This is a genomic window from Janibacter sp. LM (genome assembly GCF_039631275.1).
In the GTDB taxonomy this organism is placed as follows: domain Bacteria; phylum Actinomycetota; class Actinomycetes; order Actinomycetales; family Dermatophilaceae; genus Janibacter; species Janibacter terrae.
In genome coordinates this window covers 175,120-193,772 of record NZ_JBDIVG010000011.1, presented here as the reverse complement: position 1 = coordinate 193,772, position 18,653 = coordinate 175,120, and the positions used below count along the sequence as shown (strand labels likewise).

Sequence of the window (18,653 nt, the reverse complement as noted above, 5' to 3'; positions counted from 1 at the left end):
AACTCAACTTGCGTCGGGGAGACCACCTCGACCACCCGAACAAAGGAGCGCCCCCATGGCCCGTGCCGTTGGCATCGACCTCGGAACCACCAACTCTGCCGTCGCCGTCCTCGAGGGTGGCGAGCCCACGATCATCGCGAACGCCGAGGGTGGTCGCACCACGCCGTCCGTCGTCGCCTTCACCAAGGGCGGCGAGGTCCTCGTCGGTGAGGTCGCCAAGCGTCAGGCGGTCACCAACGCCGACCGCACCCTCCGCTCCGTCAAGCGCCACATGGGCACCGACTGGACGACGGACGACATCGACGGCAAGAAGTACACCTCGCAGGAGATCAGCGCCCGCACGCTGCAGAAGCTCAAGCGCGACGCCGAGTCCTACCTCGGTGAGGACGTGACCGACGCGGTCATCACCGTCCCCGCCTACTTCGACGACGCCGAGCGCCAGGCCACCAAGGAGGCCGGCGAGATCGCGGGCCTGAACGTCCTGCGCATCGTCAACGAGCCCACCGCCGCGGCACTGGCCTACGGCCTCGACAAGGGCAAGGAGGACGAGCTCATCCTCGTCTTCGACCTCGGCGGTGGCACCTTCGACGTCTCCCTCCTCGAGGTCGGCAAGGACCCGGAGGACGGCTTCTCCACCATCCAGGTCCGCGCGACCTCCGGTGACAACCAGCTCGGTGGCGACGACTGGGACGAGCGCATCGTCAAGCACCTCCTCACGCAGGTGAAGAACAACACCGGCGTCGACCTCTCCGGCGACAAGATCGCCATGCAGCGTCTGCGCGACGCCGCGGAGCAGGCGAAGAAGGAGCTGTCCTCCTCGTCGAACACCTCGATCAACCTGCAGTACCTGTCCATGGGCGAGAACGGCCCCATCCACCTCGACGAGTCGCTCTCCCGCGCGAACTTCGAGCAGATGACCAAGGACCTGCTCGACCGGACCAAGGCCCCCTTCCAGAACGTCATCAAGGACGCGGGCGTCCAGCTCTCCGACATCGACCACGTCGTCCTCGTCGGTGGCTCCACCCGCATGCCGGCCGTCAGCTCGCTCGTCAAGGAGCTCACGGGTGGCAAGGAGCCGAACAAGGGCGTCAACCCGGACGAGGTCGTCGCGCTCGGCGCGGCTCTGCAGGCCGGTGTCCTCAAGGGCGAGCGCAAGGACGTCCTGCTCATCGACGTCACGCCGCTCTCGCTCGGCATCGAGACCAAGGGCGGGCTCTTCACCAAGCTCATCGAGCGCAACACCGCCATCCCGACGAAGCGCTCCGAGGTCTTCTCCACCGCGGAGGACAACCAGCCCTCCGTCCTCATCCAGGTCTTCCAGGGTGAGCGCGAGATCGCCCAGCAGAACAAGAACCTCGGCACCTTCGAGCTCTCCGGCATCGCGCCGGCGCCGCGCGGCGTGCCGCAGGTCGAGGTCACCTTCGACATCGACGCCAACGGCATCGTGCACGTCACCGCCAAGGACCGCGGCACCGGCCAGGAGCAGAAGATCACCATCTCCGGCGGCTCCGCGCTGTCGAAGGAGGAGATCGAGCGCATGGTCAAGGAGGCCGAGGCGCACGCCGACGAGGACAAGAAGCGTCGCGAGGAGACCGAGGCCCGCAACAACGGCGAGAACCTCGTCTACTCCACCGAGAAGTTCCTCGGCGAGTCCGGCGACAAGCTGACCGACGAGCAGCGCAAGCCCGTCGACGACGCGCTCGCCGACCTCAAGGAGGCCCTCAAGCCGGAGTCCGGCGTGAGCGTCGAGGAGCTGGCCAAGAAGGTCGACACCCTCAACGAGGAGTCGCAGAAGATGGGCGCCGCCCTCTACGCGGCCTCCGCGGAGCAGGGCGAGGGCGCGGCCCCCGGCGGCGACGCCGGCGCCGAGCAGCCCGCTCCCGAGGGTGACGACGACATCGTCGACGCCGAGGTCGTCGACGACGACGAGGAGCAGAAGTGACCGACCCCAACCAGCCGATCGAGCCCGAGGTGACCGCCGACGCGGCGAACCCGGAGGCCGAGGAGCAGGTCGTCGAGGCCGAGGTGGTCGACGAGGACGCGGCCGACGCTGCGCCCAAGTCGGCCACCCCGGCCGACGGGGCCACCGCCCCGGGCGAAGGGGAGGCCACCGGAGACGCCGAGGTCCACCCCGACACGGCCCGCGCCGACCAGCTCCAGGACGACTACCTGCGCCTCCAGGCCGAGTACGTCAACTACAAGCGTCGCGTCGACCGGGACCTCCCGGTGCACAAGGAGCGCGCCGTCCACGACCTGCTCGAGTCGCTCCTGCCGGTCCTCGACGAGATCCACCTCGCCGAGCAGCACGGCGACCTGCCGGAGGGCTCCCCCTTCCGCGCGATCGCCGACAAGCTCGAGCAGGTCCTCACCAAGCAGGGTCTGGAGCGCGTGGGCGTCAAGGGCGAGGCCTTCGACCCCAACGTGCACGAGGCCCTCATGCACGGCGCGTGGGACGCCTCCGACCCGGAGCTGCCGAGCGACGCGACGGCCACGACGGTCGTCACCGTGCTCCAGCCCGGCTACCGCGCCGGCGAGCGCGTCCTGCGCGCCGCCCGCGTCGCGGTCGCCGACCCGCAGTAACCACCACCGAGAGGAGGAGACATGGCCAGTCAGGACTGGTTGGACAAGGACTTCTACGCGGTCCTGGGTGTCGCCAAGGACGCTGATACCGCCGAGATCAAGAAGGCCTACCGCAAGCTCGCCAAGCAGTACCACCCCGACCGCAATGCCGGGGACGACGCCGCCGAGCAGAAGTTCAAGGACGTCGGCGAGGCGCACGCCGTGCTCTCCGACCCGGAGCAGCGTCGTGAGTACGACGCCATCCGCTCGATGGCCGGCGGCGGTGCGCGATTCACCGCCGGTGGCCCGGGTGGGGGCGCAGGCTTCGAGGACATCTTCTCCGCCTTCGGCGGGGGAGGGGGCGGCTCGCGGGTGCGTTACAGCACCGGCGGCGGCTCCCCCTTCGCCGGGGGTGGGGCGGGCGAGCCCGACCTCGAGGACATCCTGTCGATGTTCGGCGGGGGCGGCGGCGCCGGCTTCGGCGAGCAGGGCGCGGGCTTCCGCGCCCCGCGGGGCCCGGTCAAGGGCCAGGACCTCACCGCCCGCACCGAGCTGTCCTTCCGCGACGCGGTCGAGGGGCGCACCATCGCCCTGACCGTCAACGGCGAGAAGGTCAACGCCAGGATCCCTGCCGGCGTCAAGGACGGCCAGAAGATCCGCCTGCGCGGCAAGGGAGGTCACGGCGACCAGGGCGGGCCCCGCGGTGACCTCATCCTCACCGTGTCGGTGGGCAAGCACCCGGTCTACGGCCGCGACGGCGACAACCTGACCCTCGACCTGCCGGTGACCTTCGCCGAGGCCGCCCTCGGTGCCACGGTCGCCGTGCCGACCCTCGACGGGTCGCAGGTCAAGGTCAGGATCGCGCCGGGGACCCCGAGCGGCCGCGTCCTGCGGCTCAAGGGACGCGGCATCGCGACGAAGAAGGCCACCGGCGATCTGCTCGCCAAGGTCCAGATCATCGTGCCGACCGAGCTCAGCGAGGCCGAGCGCGAGGCGGTCGAGGTCCTGCGCGATGCCCGCACCGATGACCCGCGTGCCGCGCTGTTCGCCGCCGCGAGCGCCTGACCGCGACGCACTGGTGACGCACCGATGACGAAGGGAGGTGGGCACATTGCACGGATCCGCCATGAGTGGTGACGACCGCACGCCCGTCTACGCCATCTCCGTTGCCGCCGAGCTCGCCGGCATGCACGCGCAGACGCTGCGCCAGTACGACCGGATCGGGCTCGTCACGCCCTCGCGCACCCGGGGTGGCGGCCGACGCTACAGCGCCGCCGACGTCACCCGGGTGCGCGAGGTGCAGCGCCTCTCCCAGGAGGAGGGCGTCTCGCTCGCGGCGATCCAGCGCATCTTCGACCTCGAGCACCAGGTCGAGGCGCTGCGTGCCCGGGTCGCGGAGCTCGACGAGGAGCTCGGCGCCGCCCGCGAGGCCCTCGGCCGCGGGCGGCGCTTCTTCGCCGTCGGCTCGCAGGGGGAGATCGTGGCCCTGCGCCACGGGCAGCGGCCCAGCCCGCGCACGGGTGGTCAGGCGCTCGTCGTCTGGGAGCCACGCGGCCGGCGCTGACTCCCTTCGTGCTGTCAAGCGTGCTGTACTGTCCCCTGTAAAGCACGCTTGACTCTCAGGGGGAGAACATGACCACGACGACGAGGCCGACGGCACCGACGGGCGCGTACGTGAGGGCAGGGGCGCTCGCGCTCCTCGTCGCAGCCGTCGCCGGAGCCGTGGCGGGGTGGGTGCGCGCCGACGAGTTCTGGCCCGTGGCCGTCGTCTTCGCCGCGTGCACGCTCGGCCCGGCGATCGCCCTGGGCTGGCTGGTCTTCGTCTCGGGCCACACCGTCCAGCCCGACCCGCACGTCGAGGACAGCGTCGAGGCGCGATGGGTCGAGCGCGCGTGCTCGGGTGCCTTCGTCGACCTGGTCCTCGCTGCAGGCGTCGCCCTCACGCTGACCTCGGTCCTCGACATGGACCTCCCCGGCGGGCTGGTCCTGCTCGCGGTCGTCGTGGCGGCCGGCGTCGACGCGACCCGGCGCTACGCGGTCATCTCGCGCCGCGAGTCCTGATGGACAACGACCTGGCCGCGCGCCGGGCGCAGCTCGGCTGGTCCCAGGCGCGCCTGGCGCAGGAGCTGGGCGTCTCCCGGCAGACCGTCATCTCCATCGAGCGCGGTCGCTTCGACCCCAGCCTGCCGCTCGCCTTCCGCCTCGCGGAGACCTTCGGGTGCACGATCGAGGAGATCTTCCGGCCCGACGTCGGCGAGTGACGGGGTCTCACACCCGGTCGAGCACCTCACCCCAGGCGCGCAGCCGGCGCTCGACGGCGGCCTGCTCCGCGGCGAGGCGCTTCATGCCGTCGGCGGGGTGGATCGGCTCGGGCCACTTCGCGCGCGTGGTGTCCCCTTCGTACTCCCGCCGCAGGCGCCGCTGCACGAGCGGGACGACCTCCTCGCGGACGAACCTTGCCTCCGTGCCCACGACGTGCCGCCAGCCGGTCGGCTCGTGCGGGACGAGGTCGCGCAGCTTGAGCGTGTGCGGCAGGCCGAGCTGGTGGGCGACCGCCGCCGCCATCCGCTTGTGCCCGTGCCGCGACATGTGGATGCGGTCGAGCGCCCAGAGCGAGGGGTGGTCGTACTCACGCATGAGCGTGTGGTCGACGAGGGTCGCGCCGTGCGTGCTGGCGAGGTCCCGGATCGCGGCGTTGAAGCCGCGCGCCCGCCGCACGAGCGGCTCGAGCAGGCGCGAGGCCCGCGGCTCGAAGGTCGTGAAGACGATGACCTCGGCCCCGGAGCCGACGAGCCGCAGCAGGGCGGCCTCGTAGCGCAGCGCGAGTGAGTCCAGGTCGGTGCGCAGCGACAGCAGGTCGTTGCCGCCCGCGGCGAAGGAGATGTGGGTCGGGTCCATCGCGAGGGCCGGCTCGAGCTGGTGCGCGACGACCTGGTGGAGGAACTTGCTGCGGACTGCGAGGTTGGCGTATCGCCACGTCGGGTCCGCCCGGCCGAGCTGGCGGGCCAGCCGGTCGGCCCACCCGCGGACCTGGTTGGGGTAGTGCAGGTGCGGATCGCCCACGCCCTCGGTGAAGGAGTCGCCGACCGCGACGAAGAGTCCGCTCATGACGGGGCCATGCTCGCCGGGCGGCCGGCCCGGATCAAGGTGCCGAGCGCTCCCTTCGCCATCTCGCCGCCCGACGTTCATCCGCAGGTCGAAGGGGGGAGACCGTGGCGGTCGTCACGGGGGGCTGGCAGGCTGTCCGCATGCCCCTGCCTCGTGATGCCGCGTCGGTCTTCGACCGCAAGAACACCCCGCTCATGCGTCTCGTCGACTCGCTCGACCCGCAGGCCATCGCCGGGGCGAGCCCCTGCGAGGGCTGGAGCGGGCTCGACGTCCTGCAGCACCTCATCGACACGCAGCGGGACTTCATGCTCAAGGCCGGCGCCGACCTGCCCGACCCGGCCCCGACCGTCGAGGCACTCGGGGCGCCGACCGCGTGGCGCACGCACGCCGAGGCCGTGGCGCGCCAGCTCGCCGACTCGACCTTCGCCGAGCGGCCCTACGAGACGCCCTTCGGCACGAGCACCGTGGGCGGCGCCTTCGACCAGTTCTACGGTTTCGACCTGCTCGTCCACCGTTGGGACATCGGCCGTGCCGCGGGTGTCGACGTCGTCCTCACCGACCGCGAGCTCGACGAGGTCGAGCGCGCGATCGAGGGGTTCGGCGAGCAGATCCGCGGCGAGGGCGTGTGCGGCCCGGCCGTCGAGGTGGGCCCGGACGCCTCCCGCCAGGACCGGGTCCTGGCCGACACCGGCCGCGACCCCCGCTGACCGCCCCGTCGAGACTCGGGCGATGGCCGCTACCGGCGCCCGATTGCGGCCATCACCCGAGTGTCGGGGAGGACAGGGCGTGGGCCAGGCCGTCGAGGAGCCGGTCGACGTCCGCGTCGTCGGTGTAGGGCGCGACGCCGACGCGCAGGCCGCAGTCCACGTCGAGGCCGAGCGTGCGGAAGGTCTCGTACGCGTAGAAGGTCCCGGCCGGCGCGAGCACGTCCCGGTCGGCGAGGGCGGCAGCGACGCGGCGGGCGTCCCGACCGGGGAAGGTCATGAAGAGCGTCGGCGTCCGGTCCGCAGCCCGCGAGTGCAGCACGACCCGGTCGCCGAGGTTGGCGAGCCCGGACTCGACCCGGGCCCGCAGCCCGCTCTCGTGCTGATGGACGAGCGAGTGCGCCGCGACGAGCCGCTCACGTCGTGACGGGCCCTCCGGCACCAGGTCGGCGATGAAGTCCACGGCCGCGCTCGCACCGGCCAGCTGCTCGTAGGGCAGGGTCCCGAGCTCGAAGCGCTCGGGCACCGCGTCGCTCGACGGCAGCAGCTTGTCGGGGCGCAGCGTCTCGAGGAGGTCGGGCGAGGCGGCGAGGGCGGCGCCGTGCGGGCCGAAGAACTTGTACGGCGAGCAGACGTAGAGGTCGGCGCCGAGCGCGGCGACGTCCACGGCGGCGTGCGCGGTCAGGTGCACCCCGTCGACGTGGACGAGCGCGCCTGCGGCGTGGGCCCGCTCGGCGATCGCGGCGACCGGCGGACGGGTGCCGAGCAGGTTGCTCGCCCCGGTCACCGCCACGACGCGGGTGCGCTCGGAGATGACGTCGAGCGTGGAGAGGTCCAGCTCGGCCGTCGTGGGGTCCAGCCGTAGCCAGCGGACGGTCGCACCGACGGACTCGGCCGCGACGACCCAGGGCCGGACGTTGCAGTCGTGGTCGAGCTCGGTGACGACGACCTCGTCATCCGGGCCCCACCCCTTCGCCATCGTCCGGGCGATGTCGAAGGTCAGCTGCGTCGCGCTCCGGCCGTGCACGATGCCGCGGGGGTCGGCGCCGAGCAGGTCGGCCATCGCGCCGCGGAAGGCCGCGACGGACTCCTCGGCGCGCTGCTCGCTGAGCACGGACGTGCCGCGGTTGGACAGCGGTCCGGTGAGCGTGCGGACGATCGCCTCGCCGACGACGGCGGGCGTCTGCGTCCCGCCCGGTCCGTCGAAGTGAGCGATCCCCGAGGTGAGGGACGGGAACGCGGTGCGCAGCGCGGCGACGTCGAGGGGCATGGGTCGATCATGCAGGTCGGCGCCGCCGCGCGACAGGGTGGTCCGCTCAGCTGCTCACAGCCGCCGCGAGCCGACCCAGGGTCTCCTCGAGCTGCCCCTCCTCGACGAGCGGGAAGCCCACCTTGTCGAGGAGCGCCTTGTCGGTCACGGCGCTCCAGTCGTAGGTGTGCGTCACGAGCGTGCTGTCGGGACCCTGCGGCTCCAGCTCCCACAGCCACTCCCAGCCGGGCGGCTCGGTGCCGGCGGGGGCGGTCTTCCAGCCGACCATCTTGTTCGGGTCGAAGGCGGTGACGTGGTTGTCGGTCTGGTAGTCGCCACCCATGTGGTCCCCGGACATGTTCATCCGGAACACGTCGCCGACGGCCTGGATCCGGTCGGTCTTCTCGTCCGACCGGACGAAGCCGGACCCGTCGAGCTCTGCGTGCCGCTCGGGGTTGGTCAGCACCTCGAAGACGTCCTTGGCGGGCGCGTCGATGGTGCGCTGGACGGTGATCCTCTGCTCCTGTGCCATGCCTCGACGACACCACGCGAAGCCGGTCGGTGTCCACCCCTGCGGCGTGTCAGGCTGGAGCCATGTCCGAGCACCTGATGGTCTTCCCCGACCGTGACGACGCCGAGCGCATCGCCGACGACCTGCGTGACGAGGGTTTCACCGAGGTCCGCGTCGTCCGCGAGGCCCTCGCGGGTGAGGACGACGGCGAGGACCACGAGTGGGCCGTGCACGTGCGCGAGGAGATGGTCGGCGACGACGGTGGCGCTGTGGCCCACGGGCTGCGCGAGCGCTTCGCGGCGCTGGCCGAGGAGTTCGACGGGTGGTACGACCCGGAGCCGGCGACCGGCGCGTGACCCGACCTGCGTGAGGGGGCTCGTCGCGGGCCGAGTTTGCGTCCGTGGGCCACCCCCGTGTCACGATACGATGAAGAACTCCCCACGGATGGCTCCCGCTCGTCCACGGGTCCCGGACGTCGGAGGTAGGACCAGTTGGTACCTGAGAGCGAGACCGGGCCCAGCCGTGCCCTGGGGGAACGCGCCCGCATCTCGCGGCGCAAGGCGCTGCAGACCCGCAGGTACTACACGCTGACGGCCGCGAGCACGCTCGTCCCCGGCCTCGGCCTGATCCGCACCCGGCGGCGCACCGGCATCGCGATCCTCACCGGCTTCGTCATCGCCCTCCTGGCCGCGCTCGGCTGGATGCTGACGAAGGGGGTGACCTCCTCGGTCATCAGCGTCGGGGTGAGCCGTCGCGCCCTGATGGTGCTCATCCCGCTCGTCGTCGTCGGCGCTCTCGTGTGGATCTGGGGGATCATCACCACCGCTCGCGACAACCTGCCGGAGGGCACGCGGGGGCGATCCAAGGTGGCGATGGTCGTCTTCGCCGCGTTCGCCTCGATCCTGGTCTTCGCGCCGGCCGCGCAGTCGGTCCGGTACGCCGTCATCCAGCGCTCCGTCATCGGCACGGTCTTCGAGAAGTTCCGCCCGGACGGCGCGGCCGCTCCCGTCGAGGGCGAGGACCCGTGGGCCGGCACCGAGCGGGTCAACATCATGCTCGTCGGGTCCGACGCCGGCCAGGACCGCGACGGCATCCGTCCGGACTCGGTCATGGTCGCGAGCGTGGACACCCAGACAGGTGAGACCGTCCTCTTCGGCATCCCCCGCAACCTGCAGAACATCCCCTTCTCCCCGGACAACCCGCTGTCGAAGCAGTACCCGGAGGGGTTCAACTGCGGCGACGAGTGCCTCATGGAGTACGTCTGGACCCTGGGCCGCGACAACGCCGCGCTCTTCCCGGGTGACCCCAACCCGGGGCTGACGGTGACCAAGGACGCGGCCTCGCAGGTCCTCGGGCTCGACATCGACTACACGACCGTCATCAACCTCGAGGGCTTCACCCAGCTCGTCGACGCGATGGGCGGCGTCGAGATCGACGTCAAGGAGCGGGTGTGCATCGGCTGCCACCTCGATCCCGGTGGCAACGTCGTGGGCACGACGGGCTACATCGAGCCGGGCATCCAGCGCCTCGACGGCTACCGGGCCCTGTGGTACTCGCGCTCCCGCGCGGAGTCCGCCGACGGTGACTTCTCCCGGATGCGGCGCCAGCGCTGCATGGTGGGTGCGCTGCTCAACCAGGTCAACCCGACCTCGATGCTCGTGCGCTACCCGGCGCTGGCCAAGACCCTGCGCGACAACGTCAAGGTCGACATCCCGCAGCAGGACCTCTCGGCCTGGGCCGAGCTCGTCCTGCGCATCCAGGAGGGGGGCTCGATCAAGTCGCTGCCGCTCACCAACCAGAACATCGACGTCAACCACCCGGACTACGTGAAGATCCACCAGATGGTCCAGAAGGCGGTCGACCCGCCGGAGGCCACGCCCGGGAAGAAGAAGCCGTCGGCGACCCCGTCGTCCACGACGACCACCCCGACGCCCTCGTCGAGCACCTCCACCGGTGACGAGCTGAGCGACATCACCTCGACCTGCTGAGTACCGAGCCGCCGGGCCCCGTCACCGGCGGTGCCGCTCCGGGTGGGATGGGAGGATGAGGCATGGAGCTTCACCACGTCCGGGCCTTCCTCGCGGTCGCCGAGGAGCTGCACTTCGGTCGCGCGGCCCAGCGTCTCCACATGGCCCAGCCGCCGCTGAGCCGGACGATCAAGCAGCTCGAGCGCAGCCTCGGCAGCGCCCTCTTCGACCGCACGACGAGGTGCCGTCGCCGCCCGGGCCGGGCACCAAGCGGATGTTCGCGGGAGGCCGGGTGCACTCCCTTCGTCCCCTGCGGATGGGTGAGCAGGCGACGCGCCGCACCTGGGTGACCGGCTCGCGCGAGGTCGAGGGTCGTTCCGGCACACTGCGGTTCGTCTCCGTGCGCACCGAGGTGAGCCAGGCCGACGAGGTGGCGGTCGTCGAGGACAACGACATCGTCTACCGCGCCGCCGGCTCCGCCCTGGAGGTACCCGTCGGGACCCTCGACGCGCAGCCCGCGCCGGTGGCGGGTCCCACCTTGCGGTTCCGCGCCGACGAGGTCGCGCTCATGCGCTTCTCCGCGCTGACGTACAACGCGCACCGCATCCACTACGACCTTGGCTGGTGCGCCGTCGAGGGGTACGAGGGCCTCGTCGTCCACGGCCCGCTCCAGGCACTGCTCATGGGTGAGCTCGTGCGTCGGCAGGGCGCCGGGCTGCTCGGCCGCGTCTTCGACTACCGCCTCGTGGCGCCCCTCGTGGGCACCCAGACGGTGACCGCTGCCCCGGCAGGAGTCGACGAGGAGGGAGCCGACGAGGCCGGGTCCGTCGACGACGCGGTGCGCGTGCTCGACGTCCACGGGCGCACCACCGCGAGTGCGACCCTGTCCCGGACGACCGACGGAGGTACCCGATGACCGCGCAGACCAGCGAGCCGCTCCCGGACGTCATCGAGCCCGAGGTGCTCCTCGACGTCGCCGACGGCGTCGCCACGATCACCATCAACCGCCCCCGTCGCAAGAACGCCGTGACGACCGCCTCCTGGGAGCTCCTCGGGGAGGTCGTCGAGGCCGTGCGCGTCGACCCGGAGGTCCGGGCCGTCGTCCTGTGCGGCACCGGTGGCGACCTGTGCGCCGGCTCCGACCTCGGCGGACCGCCCGACCCCCGCCACGCCCTCACCCGGATGCGTGCGCTGGGTGACATCGCGGCCACGCTCTACGAGCTGCCCAAGCCGGTCGTCGCCAGGATCGACGGGGTCGCGGTCGGCGCTGGCTGCAACCTCGCCCTCGGCTGCGACCTCGTCGTCGCGACCCCGCGCTCACGCTTCTCGCAGATCTTCGCCAAGCGCGGGCTGTCGGTCGACTTCGGTGGCACCTGGCTGCTGCCCCGCATCGTCGGGATCCAGCAGGCCAAGCGACTGGCCCTGACCGGTGAGATCATCGAGGGGCCGGAGGCGGAGCGGCTCGGCCTGGTCACCTGGCTGAAGGAGCCCGACGAGATCGACGAGTTCGTCGAGGATCTCGCCGCCGGGCTGGCCGCAGGCCCACCGATCGCCCTCGCCCAGACCAAGGAGATGCTGCACGCCGGCAGCGGCTCGTCCCTGCGCGAGGCGCTGGAGCGCGAGGCCGTCGCCCAGGTCGTCAACCAGGGCACCGACGGGCCGGTCGCCAAGCAGGCCTTCCTCGACAAGACCGAGCCGGTCTTCGAGGGCCGCTGGCGCCTGTAGGCCCCCCGACCGCTCACCCGACCGATCCCCCTTCGTCCCCACCCCCAGGAGCACGCAGTGACCTCGACCCGCATCCGGACCCGATTCACCGAGCTCTTCGGCATCGACCACCCCGTCGTCCAGGGCGGCATGCAGTGGGTCGGCCGGGCCGAGCTCGTCGCGGCCGTCGCCGAGGCCGGCGCCCTCGGCATGCTCACCGCCCTCACCCAGCCGACGCCGGAGGCCCTCGCGGCGGAGATCGCCCGCACGCGGGAGATGACCGACCGGCCCTTCGGCGTCAACCTGACGATCCTGCCGACGATCACCCCACCGCCGTACGACGAGTACCGGCAGGCGATCGTCGAGGGCGGCGTGCGCATCGTCGAGACGGCGGGCAACCTGCCGGCCGAGCACGTCGAGGCATTGCAGCCGCACGGAGTGAAGATCGTGCACAAGTGCACGACGGTCCGGCACGCGCTCAAGGCGCAGGCGCTCGGGGTGGACGCGGTGAGCATCGACGGCTTCGAGTGCGCGGGGCACCCCGGCGAGGACGACGTGCCCGGTCTCGTGCTCATCCCGCGGGCGGCCGACGCGCTGACGATCCCCTTCATCGCCTCCGGAGGCTTCGGCGACGGGCGGGGTCTGGCTGCGGCCCTCGCCCTGGGCGCCGACGGCATCAACATGGGCACGCGGTTCATGGCGACGGTCGAGGCGCCGGTGCACGACAACGTCAAGCAGGCGGTCGTCGCCGGTGACGAGCACGCCACAGAGCTGATCCTCCGCCAGCTGCGCAACACCTCCCGGGTGGCGAGCAACGCCGTGAGCCGCGAGGTCGTCGCGCGACTGGAGGCGGGGGCCGACTTCGCCGACGTGCGCGAGCTCGTGGCCGGCGCCCGCGGCCGAGGCGTGTACGAGACCGGTGACCTCGACGCGGGCATCTGGAGCGTCGGCCTCGTCCAGGCACTCGTCACGGACGTCCCGACCGTGGCGGAGCTCGTCGATCGCATCGTCGACGACGCCGCCGGGGTGATCGCCGAGCGGCTGTCCGGGCTCCTCGTGACCGAGCCGGCGGGGGTCTGATCGTGGCAGCCTCCCGGGTCGCCGAGGTCGCGGCCGCGCAGACCATGCTCTTCGTGCCCGGAGACCGCCCGGAGCGGTTCGCCAAAGCGGTGGACTCCGGTGCGGACGTGGTCGTCGTCGACCTCGAGGACGACGTCGCGGCGCTCGCGCCGCACGTCGACGTGGTGCTGCTGCCCAAGGCGCAGGACCCGTCCGTGGTGTCCGAGCTCGTCGCCCGCCTGCGCCGGGAGCGTCCGGACGCCGGCGTGCTCGCGCTGGTCGAGACCGCCGCGGGGGTGCTCGCCGCAGCTGCGACCGCGGCGGTGCCGGGCGTCGTGCGCCTGGCCTTCGGCAACTTCGACCTCGCGACGGAGCTGGGGCTCCACCCGGACGACCGCGACACGCTGCGCTCGCTGCGCACCCAGCTCGTCGTGGCCGCCGCGGCGGCCGGTCTGCCCGCGCCGGTCGACGGGGTGAGCGGCGCCATCGACGACGCCGCGGCGATCGAGGCGGACACGCGCGACGCGCTCCGCGGTGGGTACGCCGCGAAGCTGTGCATCCACCCGCGGCAGGTGCCCGTCGTGGCGGCGGCACTCGCCCCCTCGGCGCAGGAGGTGGCGTGGGCGCAGCGGGTCGTCGAGGCCTGGGAGTCCGCGACCTCCGGGGCGGTGGCGCTCGACGGCACGATGGTCGACAAGCCGGTCGTCGACCGGGCCCGCCGGGTCCTCGGGGCGGCCGGGCGCGGCCGACCCTGACCCGGCCCTTCACGGCAGAGAGTTGAGCGGAATAGACTCAACTCTGGAGAGGTTGCTCCCAGCAGAGACCCCCACCAGCCGTGAAGGAGACCCATGGAGCTCAAGCCGACCGCCAAGGTGGCCGAGGCGATCGCCCTCGCGCAGCGCGCCGCGCAGACCGAGGGGCACCCGGAGATCACCCCCGCCCACCTCGTGAGCGCCCTCGTGCGCCTCGACACCCCGCAGTGCGACACCCTCCTGCAGGCCGCCGGGACCGGCGCCGCCCACGTCCTGGGCCAGGCCGACCGGGCCGTGGCGGCGCTGCCGACCACGAGCGGTGCCGCGGCCTCCCCTTCGCTCGGCCGGGAGGCGCTGGCCGTCCTGCAGCAGGCCGACACCCTCATGCGGGCGAAGGGGGACACCCACCTCGCCCTCGACCTGCTCCTCCTCGCGCTCGCCGAGGGCGGCCACCTCGCGGCGGTCGAGAAGCGCGGTGCCGCCGACATGGAGGCGAAGATCGACGAGCTGCGCGGTGGACGCAAGGTCACCTCCGAGACCCCGAGCGAGGGTGGCGAGTCGCTCGAGCAGTACGGCACCGACCTCACCCAGGTCGCCCGTGACGGCAAGCTCGACCCGGTCATCGGTCGCGACGCCGAGATCCGCCGCGTCGTCCAGGTGCTCTCTCGTCGGACGAAGAACAACCCCGTGCTCATCGGCGAGCCCGGCGTCGGCAAGACCGCCGTCGTCGAGGGCCTGGCCCAGCGCATCGTCGACGGCGACGTGCCCGAGTCGCTGAGGGACAAGCGGCTCGTCAGCCTCGACCTCGCGGCCATGGTCGCGGGTGCGAAGTACCGGGGTGAGTTCGAGGAGCGGCTCAAGGCGGTGCTCGAGGAGATCAAGAGCAGCGACGGGCAGATCATCACCTTCATCGACGAGCTGCACACGGTCGTCGGCGCCGGCGCCACCGGCGAGGGCGCGATGGACGCGGGCAACATGCTCAAGCCGATGCTCGCCCGCGGCGAGCTGCGGCTGGTCGGCGCGACGACGCTCGACGAGTTCCGTGAGCACATCGAGAAGGACCCGGCGCTGGAGCGACGCTTCCAGCAGGTCTTCGTCGGCGAGCCGAGCGTCGAGGACACCGTCGCGATCCTGCGCGGCCTCAAGGAGCGCTACGAGGCCCACCACAAGGTCGAGATCGAGGACACCGCGCTCGTCGCGGCCGCGGCCCTGTCCGACCGGTACATCAGCGGTCGGCAGCTGCCCGACAAGGCGATCGACCTCGTCGACGAGGCGGCCTCGCGGCTGCGCATGGAGATCGACTCCAGCCCGGTCGAGATCGACGAGCTCTCCCGCGCCGTCGACCGGCTGAAGATGGAGGAGCTGCACCTCGCCCGGGAGAGCGACGACGCGTCGAAGGAGCGCCTGGAGCGGCTGCGCCAGGACCTCGCCGACAAGAGCGAGGAGCTCGCCGGGCTCACCGCGCGGTGGGAGGCGGAGAAGACCGGCCTCAACGCCGTCGGTGACCTCAAGGCGCGGCTCGACGACCTGCGCACCCAGGCCGACCGGCTGCAGCGCGAGGGTGACTACGAGGGGGCGTCGCGCCTGATGTACGGCGACATCCCCGCGCTGGAGGCCGAGCTCGCGCAGGCCAGCGAGGCCGAGGCCAACCGCGACGACGACCTCATGGTCAAGGAGCGCGTCGGGGCCGACGACATCGCCGAGGTCATCTCCGCGTGGACCGGCATCCCGGCCGGGCGCCTGCTCCAGGGCGAGACGGAGAAGCTGCTGAGCATGGAGTCGATCATCGGCTCACGCCTCATCGGCCAGACCGCGGCCGTGCGGGCCGTCTCCGACGCGGTGCGCCGCTCGCGGGCCGGCATCGCCGACCCGAACCGGCCGACCGGCTCCTTCCTCTTCCTCGGCCCGACCGGTGTCGGCAAGACGGAGCTGGCCAAGTCGCTCGCGGACTTCCTCTTCGACGACGAGCGTGCGATGGTGCGCATCGACATGTCGGAGTACGCCGAGCGGCACGCGGTCGCGCGCCTCATCGGTGCGCCTCCCGGCTACGTCGGGTACGAGGAGGGCGGCCAGCTCACCGAGGCCGTGCGGCGCCGTCCGTACTCCGTCGTGCTCCTCGACGAGGTGGAGAAGGCGCACCCCGAGACCTTCGACATCCTGCTGCAGGTGCTCGACGACGGCCGCCTGACCGACGGCCAGGGGCGCACGGTGGACTTCCGCAACGTCATCCTCGTGATGACCTCCAACCTCGGCAGCCAGTTCCTCACGGACCCGCTCATCGAGCAGGAGGCGCGACGCGAGTCGGTCATGGGCCTCGTGCGGCAGTCCTTCAAGCCGGAGTTCCTCAACCGGCTCGACGAGATCGTCATCTTCGACGCGCTGACCCGTGACGAGCTCGGCCACATCGTCGAGCTGCAGGTGCGTGAGCTCACCACCCGCCTGGCCGACCGGCGGATCGGGCTCGAGGTCACCCTGGCCGCGCGCGAGTGGCTCGCCGAGACCGGGTACGACCCCGCCTACGGCGCCCGACCGCTGCGTCGCCTGGTGCAGAAGGAGATCGGTGACCGGCTGGCCACCGCCCTGCTCGCCGGTGACGTGCGCGACGGCTCGACCGTCGTCGTGGACGTCGATGACGAAGGGGGGCGGCTCTCCCTTCGCTGAGGGCCGAACCGCCGGCACGGTCGACGAGGGCCCACGGACCAGGAGTCCGTGGGCCCTCGTGGCTCACGCGAGGACGTCGACGCCGGCGTGGTCGGCGATGCGCTCGGACAGGTCCGCGAGGTGTGCTCGCCGGTCACCCCACGTGCGGGTGATCATCGTCAGCCGGGAGGTCAGGTGCCCGACCGGGTGCTCAGCGGTGACCCCGATGCCTCCGTGCATCTGGATGGCCTCCTGGCCGACGAGCCGGGCTGCCCTGTCCACGACGACCAGGGCGCGCAGGACGGTGTCGACGTCGAGGGGTGACTCGTCGACCACCATCGCGGCGTAGAGCGTCGCGCTGCGGGCCAGCTCCAGCTCGGCGTACATGTCGGCGGCCCGGTGGGTCAGGGTCTGGAAGCTGGCGAGGCTGCGGCCGAACTGGGTCCGGGTGCGCAGGTACTCCGTCGTGAGGCGCAGGGCTTCGTCCATGGCGCCGATCGCCTCGGCGCACAGGACCGTGTGGCCGGAGGCGAGCGCCTCACGGAGCGCGGTGTCGGCGGCCGGCCCCTGCCCGAGCAGGGTCGCAGGGGTGGCGTCGAGCACGACCTCCTGCGTGGTCGCACCCGTGGTCGACACGAGGAAGACCCCGGTCCCCGCGTCCGTGGCTGCCGTGACGACCAGGTGGGTCGCGGACGGGGCGTAGCGCACGGGCGACTTGGTGCCGGTGAGGGTCCACGCACCGTCGGCGCCGGTCGCGGTGACGTCGGTCGGGACGGGGGACCACGCGCGCATCGGCTCGGCGAGCGCGGGAACCGCCAGGACCTCTCCTGACGACAGGCCGGCGAGGACCTCGCGGCGGACCTCGTCGGTGGCGAGGGAGCGGACGAGCGACCCGGCGACGACCGTCTCGGCGAGCGGTACCTGCACTCGGGACCGGCCGACCTCGGTGGCGGCGGCGGCGAGGTCGGCGAAACCGGCGCCTACCCCTCCGTCCTCCTCGGACCAGAGCAGAGCCGGCACGCCTGTCTCGACCAGACCCGACCAGACGGTCTCGTCATGGTGAGCAGGGGCGGCGGAGTCGCCGCGCTCGGCCGCAGGGGAGCCGTGGCGGCGCAGCACGCCGCGGACGGCATCGGCCAGGGCACGTTGCTCGTCGGTGGGGGTGAAGTCCATGGGTCAGCCCTTCAGTCCGAGGATGGTCGCGGCCACGATGCCGCGCTGGACCTCGCTGGATCCGCCGTAGATCGTCGCCTTGCGGTAGTTGAGGTAGGTGGGGACGCTGCGCGCGGCCCAGGCCGGCACGGAGTCGAGCTCGTCCCAGACCAGGCCCATCGGGCCGCTGATGTCCACCGCCAGCTCGAGGACCTCCTGCTGGAGCTGGGAGCCGCACAGCTTGAGGATCGAGGACGCCGGGTTGGGCCGGCCGTCCTCCGAGGTGCCCGAGACCCGCACGACGGTCAGCTCGAGCGCCATGAGCCGCGACTCGAGGTCGGCGAATCGCGCGGCCGTGCCCGGGTCGTCGAGGAGGGTGCCGTCGCCGAGGCGCACCTGTCGAGCGTGCTCCTTGAGCTCGACGAGCCAGCGCTTGACGAGCCCGGTGTTGGCGACGCCCACGCGCTCGTTGCCCAGCAGGAACTTCGCGTAGTCCCAGCCCTTGTTCTCCTCGCCGACGAGCTGGTCGGCCGGTACGCGGACGTTGTCGAAGAAGACCTCGTTGACCTCTTGGCCCCCGTCGAGCGTGCGGATCGGCCGGACCGTCACCCCCTCGCTGCGCATGTCGAGCAGCAGGAAGGAGATCCCGGCCTGCTTCTTGGGTGCCGCGGGGTCGGTGCGGACGAGGGCGAACATCCAGTCGGCGTGCTGCGCGAGGGTCGTCCAGGTCTTCTGGCCGTTGACGACGTACACGTCACCGTCGCGCACAGCGGTCGTGCGCAAGGACGCGAGGTCCGACCCGGCACCCGGCTCGGAGAACCCCTGGCACCACCAGATCTCGGCGGTGGCCGTCTTGGGGAGGAACCTCTGCTTGAGCTCCTGGGACCCGAAGGTCGCGATGACCGGCCCCACCATCGACGCGTTGAAGGGGAGCGGCGGCGGGACACCCGCTGCCTGCAGCTCGGTGTTCCAGATGTGCTTCTGCAACGCGGTCCAGTCCTGACCGCCCCACTCCGTCGGCCACCCGGGCGTGGCGAGACCCGCCTCGGCGAGGGCTGCCTGACTGCGTCGGATGTCCTCTGGTCCAAGTTTCTCGCCCGCCCCGACCTTGTCGCGGAGATCCTGGGGGAAGGTCGTCGTGAAGTACTCACGCAGCCGTTGCTGGAAGGCCGAGTCGTCGGCTGAGAGGCGTCGATGCATGGGGTCAGGCTAGTCGGGACGACCTCCGGTTGCTGGCAGGGTGGACCC

General features: G+C 72.0%; 19 protein-coding genes and 1 pseudogene. 15 read left to right on the top strand and 5 right to left on the bottom strand.

The features are described 5' to 3' along the window. Positions 1-55: 55 nt before the first annotated feature. The 6 genes from dnaK (at position 56) to ABC138_RS07970 (ending at position 4,820) form a co-directional block, all read left to right on the top strand. Positions 56-1,942 (top strand): molecular chaperone DnaK, encoded by a 1,887-nt coding sequence (gene dnaK / locus ABC138_RS07995; protein WP_345913218.1) that lies wholly within the window; start codon positions 56-58, stop codon positions 1,940-1,942. Further along, positions 1,939-2,580: a nucleotide exchange factor GrpE gene (grpE, locus tag ABC138_RS07990; RefSeq protein ID WP_068424116.1), complete on the top strand. Its 642-nt coding sequence runs from the start codon at positions 1,939-1,941 to the stop codon at positions 2,578-2,580. Before dnaK ends, grpE begins: the two co-directional genes overlap by 4 nt. A gap of 21 nt (positions 2,581-2,601) precedes the next feature. Further along, complete coding sequence (locus ABC138_RS07985; protein WP_068328563.1) at positions 2,602-3,624, top strand: DnaJ C-terminal domain-containing protein; 1,023 nt, start codon at positions 2,602-2,604, stop codon at positions 3,622-3,624. A gap of 61 nt (positions 3,625-3,685) precedes the next feature. After that, positions 3,686-4,123 carry a helix-turn-helix transcriptional regulator gene (locus ABC138_RS07980; RefSeq protein ID WP_068328564.1) on the top strand — a complete coding sequence of 146 codons (438 nt, stop codon included), beginning with the start codon at positions 3,686-3,688 and terminating at the stop codon, positions 4,121-4,123. Between the two features lie 68 nt (positions 4,124-4,191). Continuing rightward, entirely contained in the window at positions 4,192-4,620 is a 429-nt protein-coding gene (locus ABC138_RS07975; RefSeq protein WP_345913215.1) for a hypothetical protein, read from the top strand. Further along, complete coding sequence (locus ABC138_RS07970; RefSeq protein WP_068328574.1) at positions 4,620-4,820, top strand: helix-turn-helix transcriptional regulator; 201 nt, start codon at positions 4,620-4,622, stop codon at positions 4,818-4,820. The genes ABC138_RS07975 and ABC138_RS07970 overlap by 1 nt, the downstream gene beginning before the upstream one ends. A 7-nt stretch (positions 4,821-4,827) precedes the next feature. Here ABC138_RS07970 and ABC138_RS07965 read toward each other — a convergent pair whose 3' ends face one another. Next, positions 4,828-5,667: an SGNH/GDSL hydrolase family protein gene (locus ABC138_RS07965; protein ID WP_068328577.1), complete on the bottom strand. Its 840-nt coding sequence runs from the start codon at positions 5,665-5,667 to the stop codon at positions 4,828-4,830. Positions 5,668-5,807: 140 nt separating this feature from the next. Between ABC138_RS07965 and ABC138_RS07960 the strand changes: the two genes are divergently transcribed. Next, on the top strand, positions 5,808-6,374 hold the full coding sequence (locus ABC138_RS07960) for a maleylpyruvate isomerase family mycothiol-dependent enzyme (RefSeq protein ID WP_068328580.1): 567 nt from the start codon (positions 5,808-5,810) through the stop codon (positions 6,372-6,374). 52 nt (positions 6,375-6,426) lie between these two features. Here ABC138_RS07960 and ABC138_RS07955 read toward each other — a convergent pair whose 3' ends face one another. Together ABC138_RS07955 and ABC138_RS07950 are read right to left on the bottom strand one after the other, a co-directional pair. Beyond that, positions 6,427-7,641, bottom strand: coding sequence for a cysteine desulfurase-like protein (locus tag ABC138_RS07955; protein ID WP_345913214.1), 1,215 nt, complete (start codon positions 7,639-7,641; stop codon positions 6,427-6,429). A 46-nt stretch (positions 7,642-7,687) separates the two neighbouring features. Further along, positions 7,688-8,152 (bottom strand): SRPBCC family protein, encoded by a 465-nt coding sequence (locus tag ABC138_RS07950; protein ID WP_345913213.1) that lies wholly within the window; start codon positions 8,150-8,152, stop codon positions 7,688-7,690. 62 nt (positions 8,153-8,214) lie between these two features. On the opposite strand from ABC138_RS07950, the gene ABC138_RS07945 reads away from it, so the two are divergent. The 8 genes and pseudogenes from ABC138_RS07945 (at position 8,215) to clpB (ending at position 16,274) form a co-directional block, all read left to right on the top strand. After that, positions 8,215-8,487 carry a ribonuclease E inhibitor RraB gene (locus ABC138_RS07945; protein WP_068328589.1) on the top strand — a complete coding sequence of 91 codons (273 nt, stop codon included), beginning with the start codon at positions 8,215-8,217 and terminating at the stop codon, positions 8,485-8,487. A gap of 135 nt (positions 8,488-8,622) precedes the next feature. After that, entirely contained in the window at positions 8,623-10,119 is a 1,497-nt protein-coding gene (locus ABC138_RS07940; RefSeq protein ID WP_345913212.1) for an LCP family protein, read from the top strand. 62 nt (positions 10,120-10,181) lie between these two features. Further along, positions 10,182-10,340: pseudogene (locus ABC138_RS07935) on the top strand (LysR family transcriptional regulator); the annotation flags it as partial. Between the two features lie 50 nt (positions 10,341-10,390). Beyond that, a complete protein-coding gene (locus ABC138_RS07930) occupies positions 10,391-11,014 on the top strand; it encodes a hypothetical protein (RefSeq protein WP_345913211.1) in 624 nt (207 codons plus the stop codon). Then, complete coding sequence (locus ABC138_RS07925; protein WP_345913210.1) at positions 11,011-11,823, top strand: enoyl-CoA hydratase-related protein; 813 nt, start codon at positions 11,011-11,013, stop codon at positions 11,821-11,823. The genes ABC138_RS07930 and ABC138_RS07925 overlap by 4 nt, the downstream gene beginning before the upstream one ends. A gap of 57 nt (positions 11,824-11,880) precedes the next feature. Further along, entirely contained in the window at positions 11,881-12,882 is a 1,002-nt protein-coding gene (locus ABC138_RS07920; protein WP_303621118.1) for a nitronate monooxygenase family protein, read from the top strand. Positions 12,883-12,884: 2 nt separating this feature from the next. Then, entirely contained in the window at positions 12,885-13,616 is a 732-nt protein-coding gene (locus tag ABC138_RS07915) for an aldolase/citrate lyase family protein (RefSeq protein WP_345913207.1), read from the top strand. Positions 13,617-13,709: 93 nt separating this feature from the next. Beyond that, on the top strand, positions 13,710-16,274 hold the full coding sequence (gene clpB / locus ABC138_RS07910) for an ATP-dependent chaperone ClpB (RefSeq protein WP_345913206.1): 2,565 nt from the start codon (positions 13,710-13,712) through the stop codon (positions 16,272-16,274). 63 nt (positions 16,275-16,337) lie between these two features. Here the strand turns inward: clpB and ABC138_RS07905 are convergent, their stop codons facing one another. Next, the gene (locus tag ABC138_RS07905; protein WP_068328640.1) at positions 16,338-17,426 is read right to left on the bottom strand and encodes an acyl-CoA dehydrogenase family protein; all 1,089 of its coding nucleotides are present in this window, start codon (positions 17,424-17,426) and stop codon (positions 16,338-16,340) included. A 3-nt stretch (positions 17,427-17,429) separates the two neighbouring features. Continuing rightward, the gene (locus ABC138_RS07900) at positions 17,430-18,605 is read right to left on the bottom strand and encodes an acyl-CoA dehydrogenase family protein (RefSeq protein WP_068328643.1); all 1,176 of its coding nucleotides are present in this window, start codon (positions 18,603-18,605) and stop codon (positions 17,430-17,432) included. Positions 18,606-18,653 lie beyond the last annotated feature (48 nt).

Coding starts and splice junctions, on each gene's coding strand:
- ABC138_RS07980 (WP_068328564.1), top strand. CDS start 3,686: ATGAGTGGTGACGACCGCACGCCCGTCTACGCCATCTCCGTTGCCGCC.
- ABC138_RS07955 (WP_345913214.1), bottom strand. CDS start 7,641: ATGCCCCTCGACGTCGCCGCGCTGCGCACCGCGTTCCCGTCCCTCACC.
- ABC138_RS07965 (WP_068328577.1), bottom strand. CDS start 5,667: ATGAGCGGACTCTTCGTCGCGGTCGGCGACTCCTTCACCGAGGGCGTG.
- ABC138_RS07925 (WP_345913210.1), top strand. CDS start 11,011: ATGACCGCGCAGACCAGCGAGCCGCTCCCGGACGTCATCGAGCCCGAG.
- ABC138_RS07985 (WP_068328563.1), top strand. CDS start 2,602: ATGGCCAGTCAGGACTGGTTGGACAAGGACTTCTACGCGGTCCTGGGT.
- ABC138_RS07970 (WP_068328574.1), top strand. CDS start 4,620: ATGGACAACGACCTGGCCGCGCGCCGGGCGCAGCTCGGCTGGTCCCAG.
- ABC138_RS07900 (WP_068328643.1), bottom strand. CDS start 18,605: ATGCATCGACGCCTCTCAGCCGACGACTCGGCCTTCCAGCAACGGCTG.
- ABC138_RS07950 (WP_345913213.1), bottom strand. CDS start 8,152: ATGGCACAGGAGCAGAGGATCACCGTCCAGCGCACCATCGACGCGCCC.
- ABC138_RS07905 (WP_068328640.1), bottom strand. CDS start 17,426: ATGGACTTCACCCCCACCGACGAGCAACGTGCCCTGGCCGATGCCGTC.
- clpB (WP_345913206.1), top strand. CDS start 13,710: ATGGAGCTCAAGCCGACCGCCAAGGTGGCCGAGGCGATCGCCCTCGCG.
- ABC138_RS07945 (WP_068328589.1), top strand. CDS start 8,215: ATGTCCGAGCACCTGATGGTCTTCCCCGACCGTGACGACGCCGAGCGC.
- ABC138_RS07960 (WP_068328580.1), top strand. CDS start 5,808: ATGCCCCTGCCTCGTGATGCCGCGTCGGTCTTCGACCGCAAGAACACC.
- ABC138_RS07975 (WP_345913215.1), top strand. CDS start 4,192: ATGACCACGACGACGAGGCCGACGGCACCGACGGGCGCGTACGTGAGG.
- dnaK (WP_345913218.1), top strand. CDS start 56: ATGGCCCGTGCCGTTGGCATCGACCTCGGAACCACCAACTCTGCCGTC.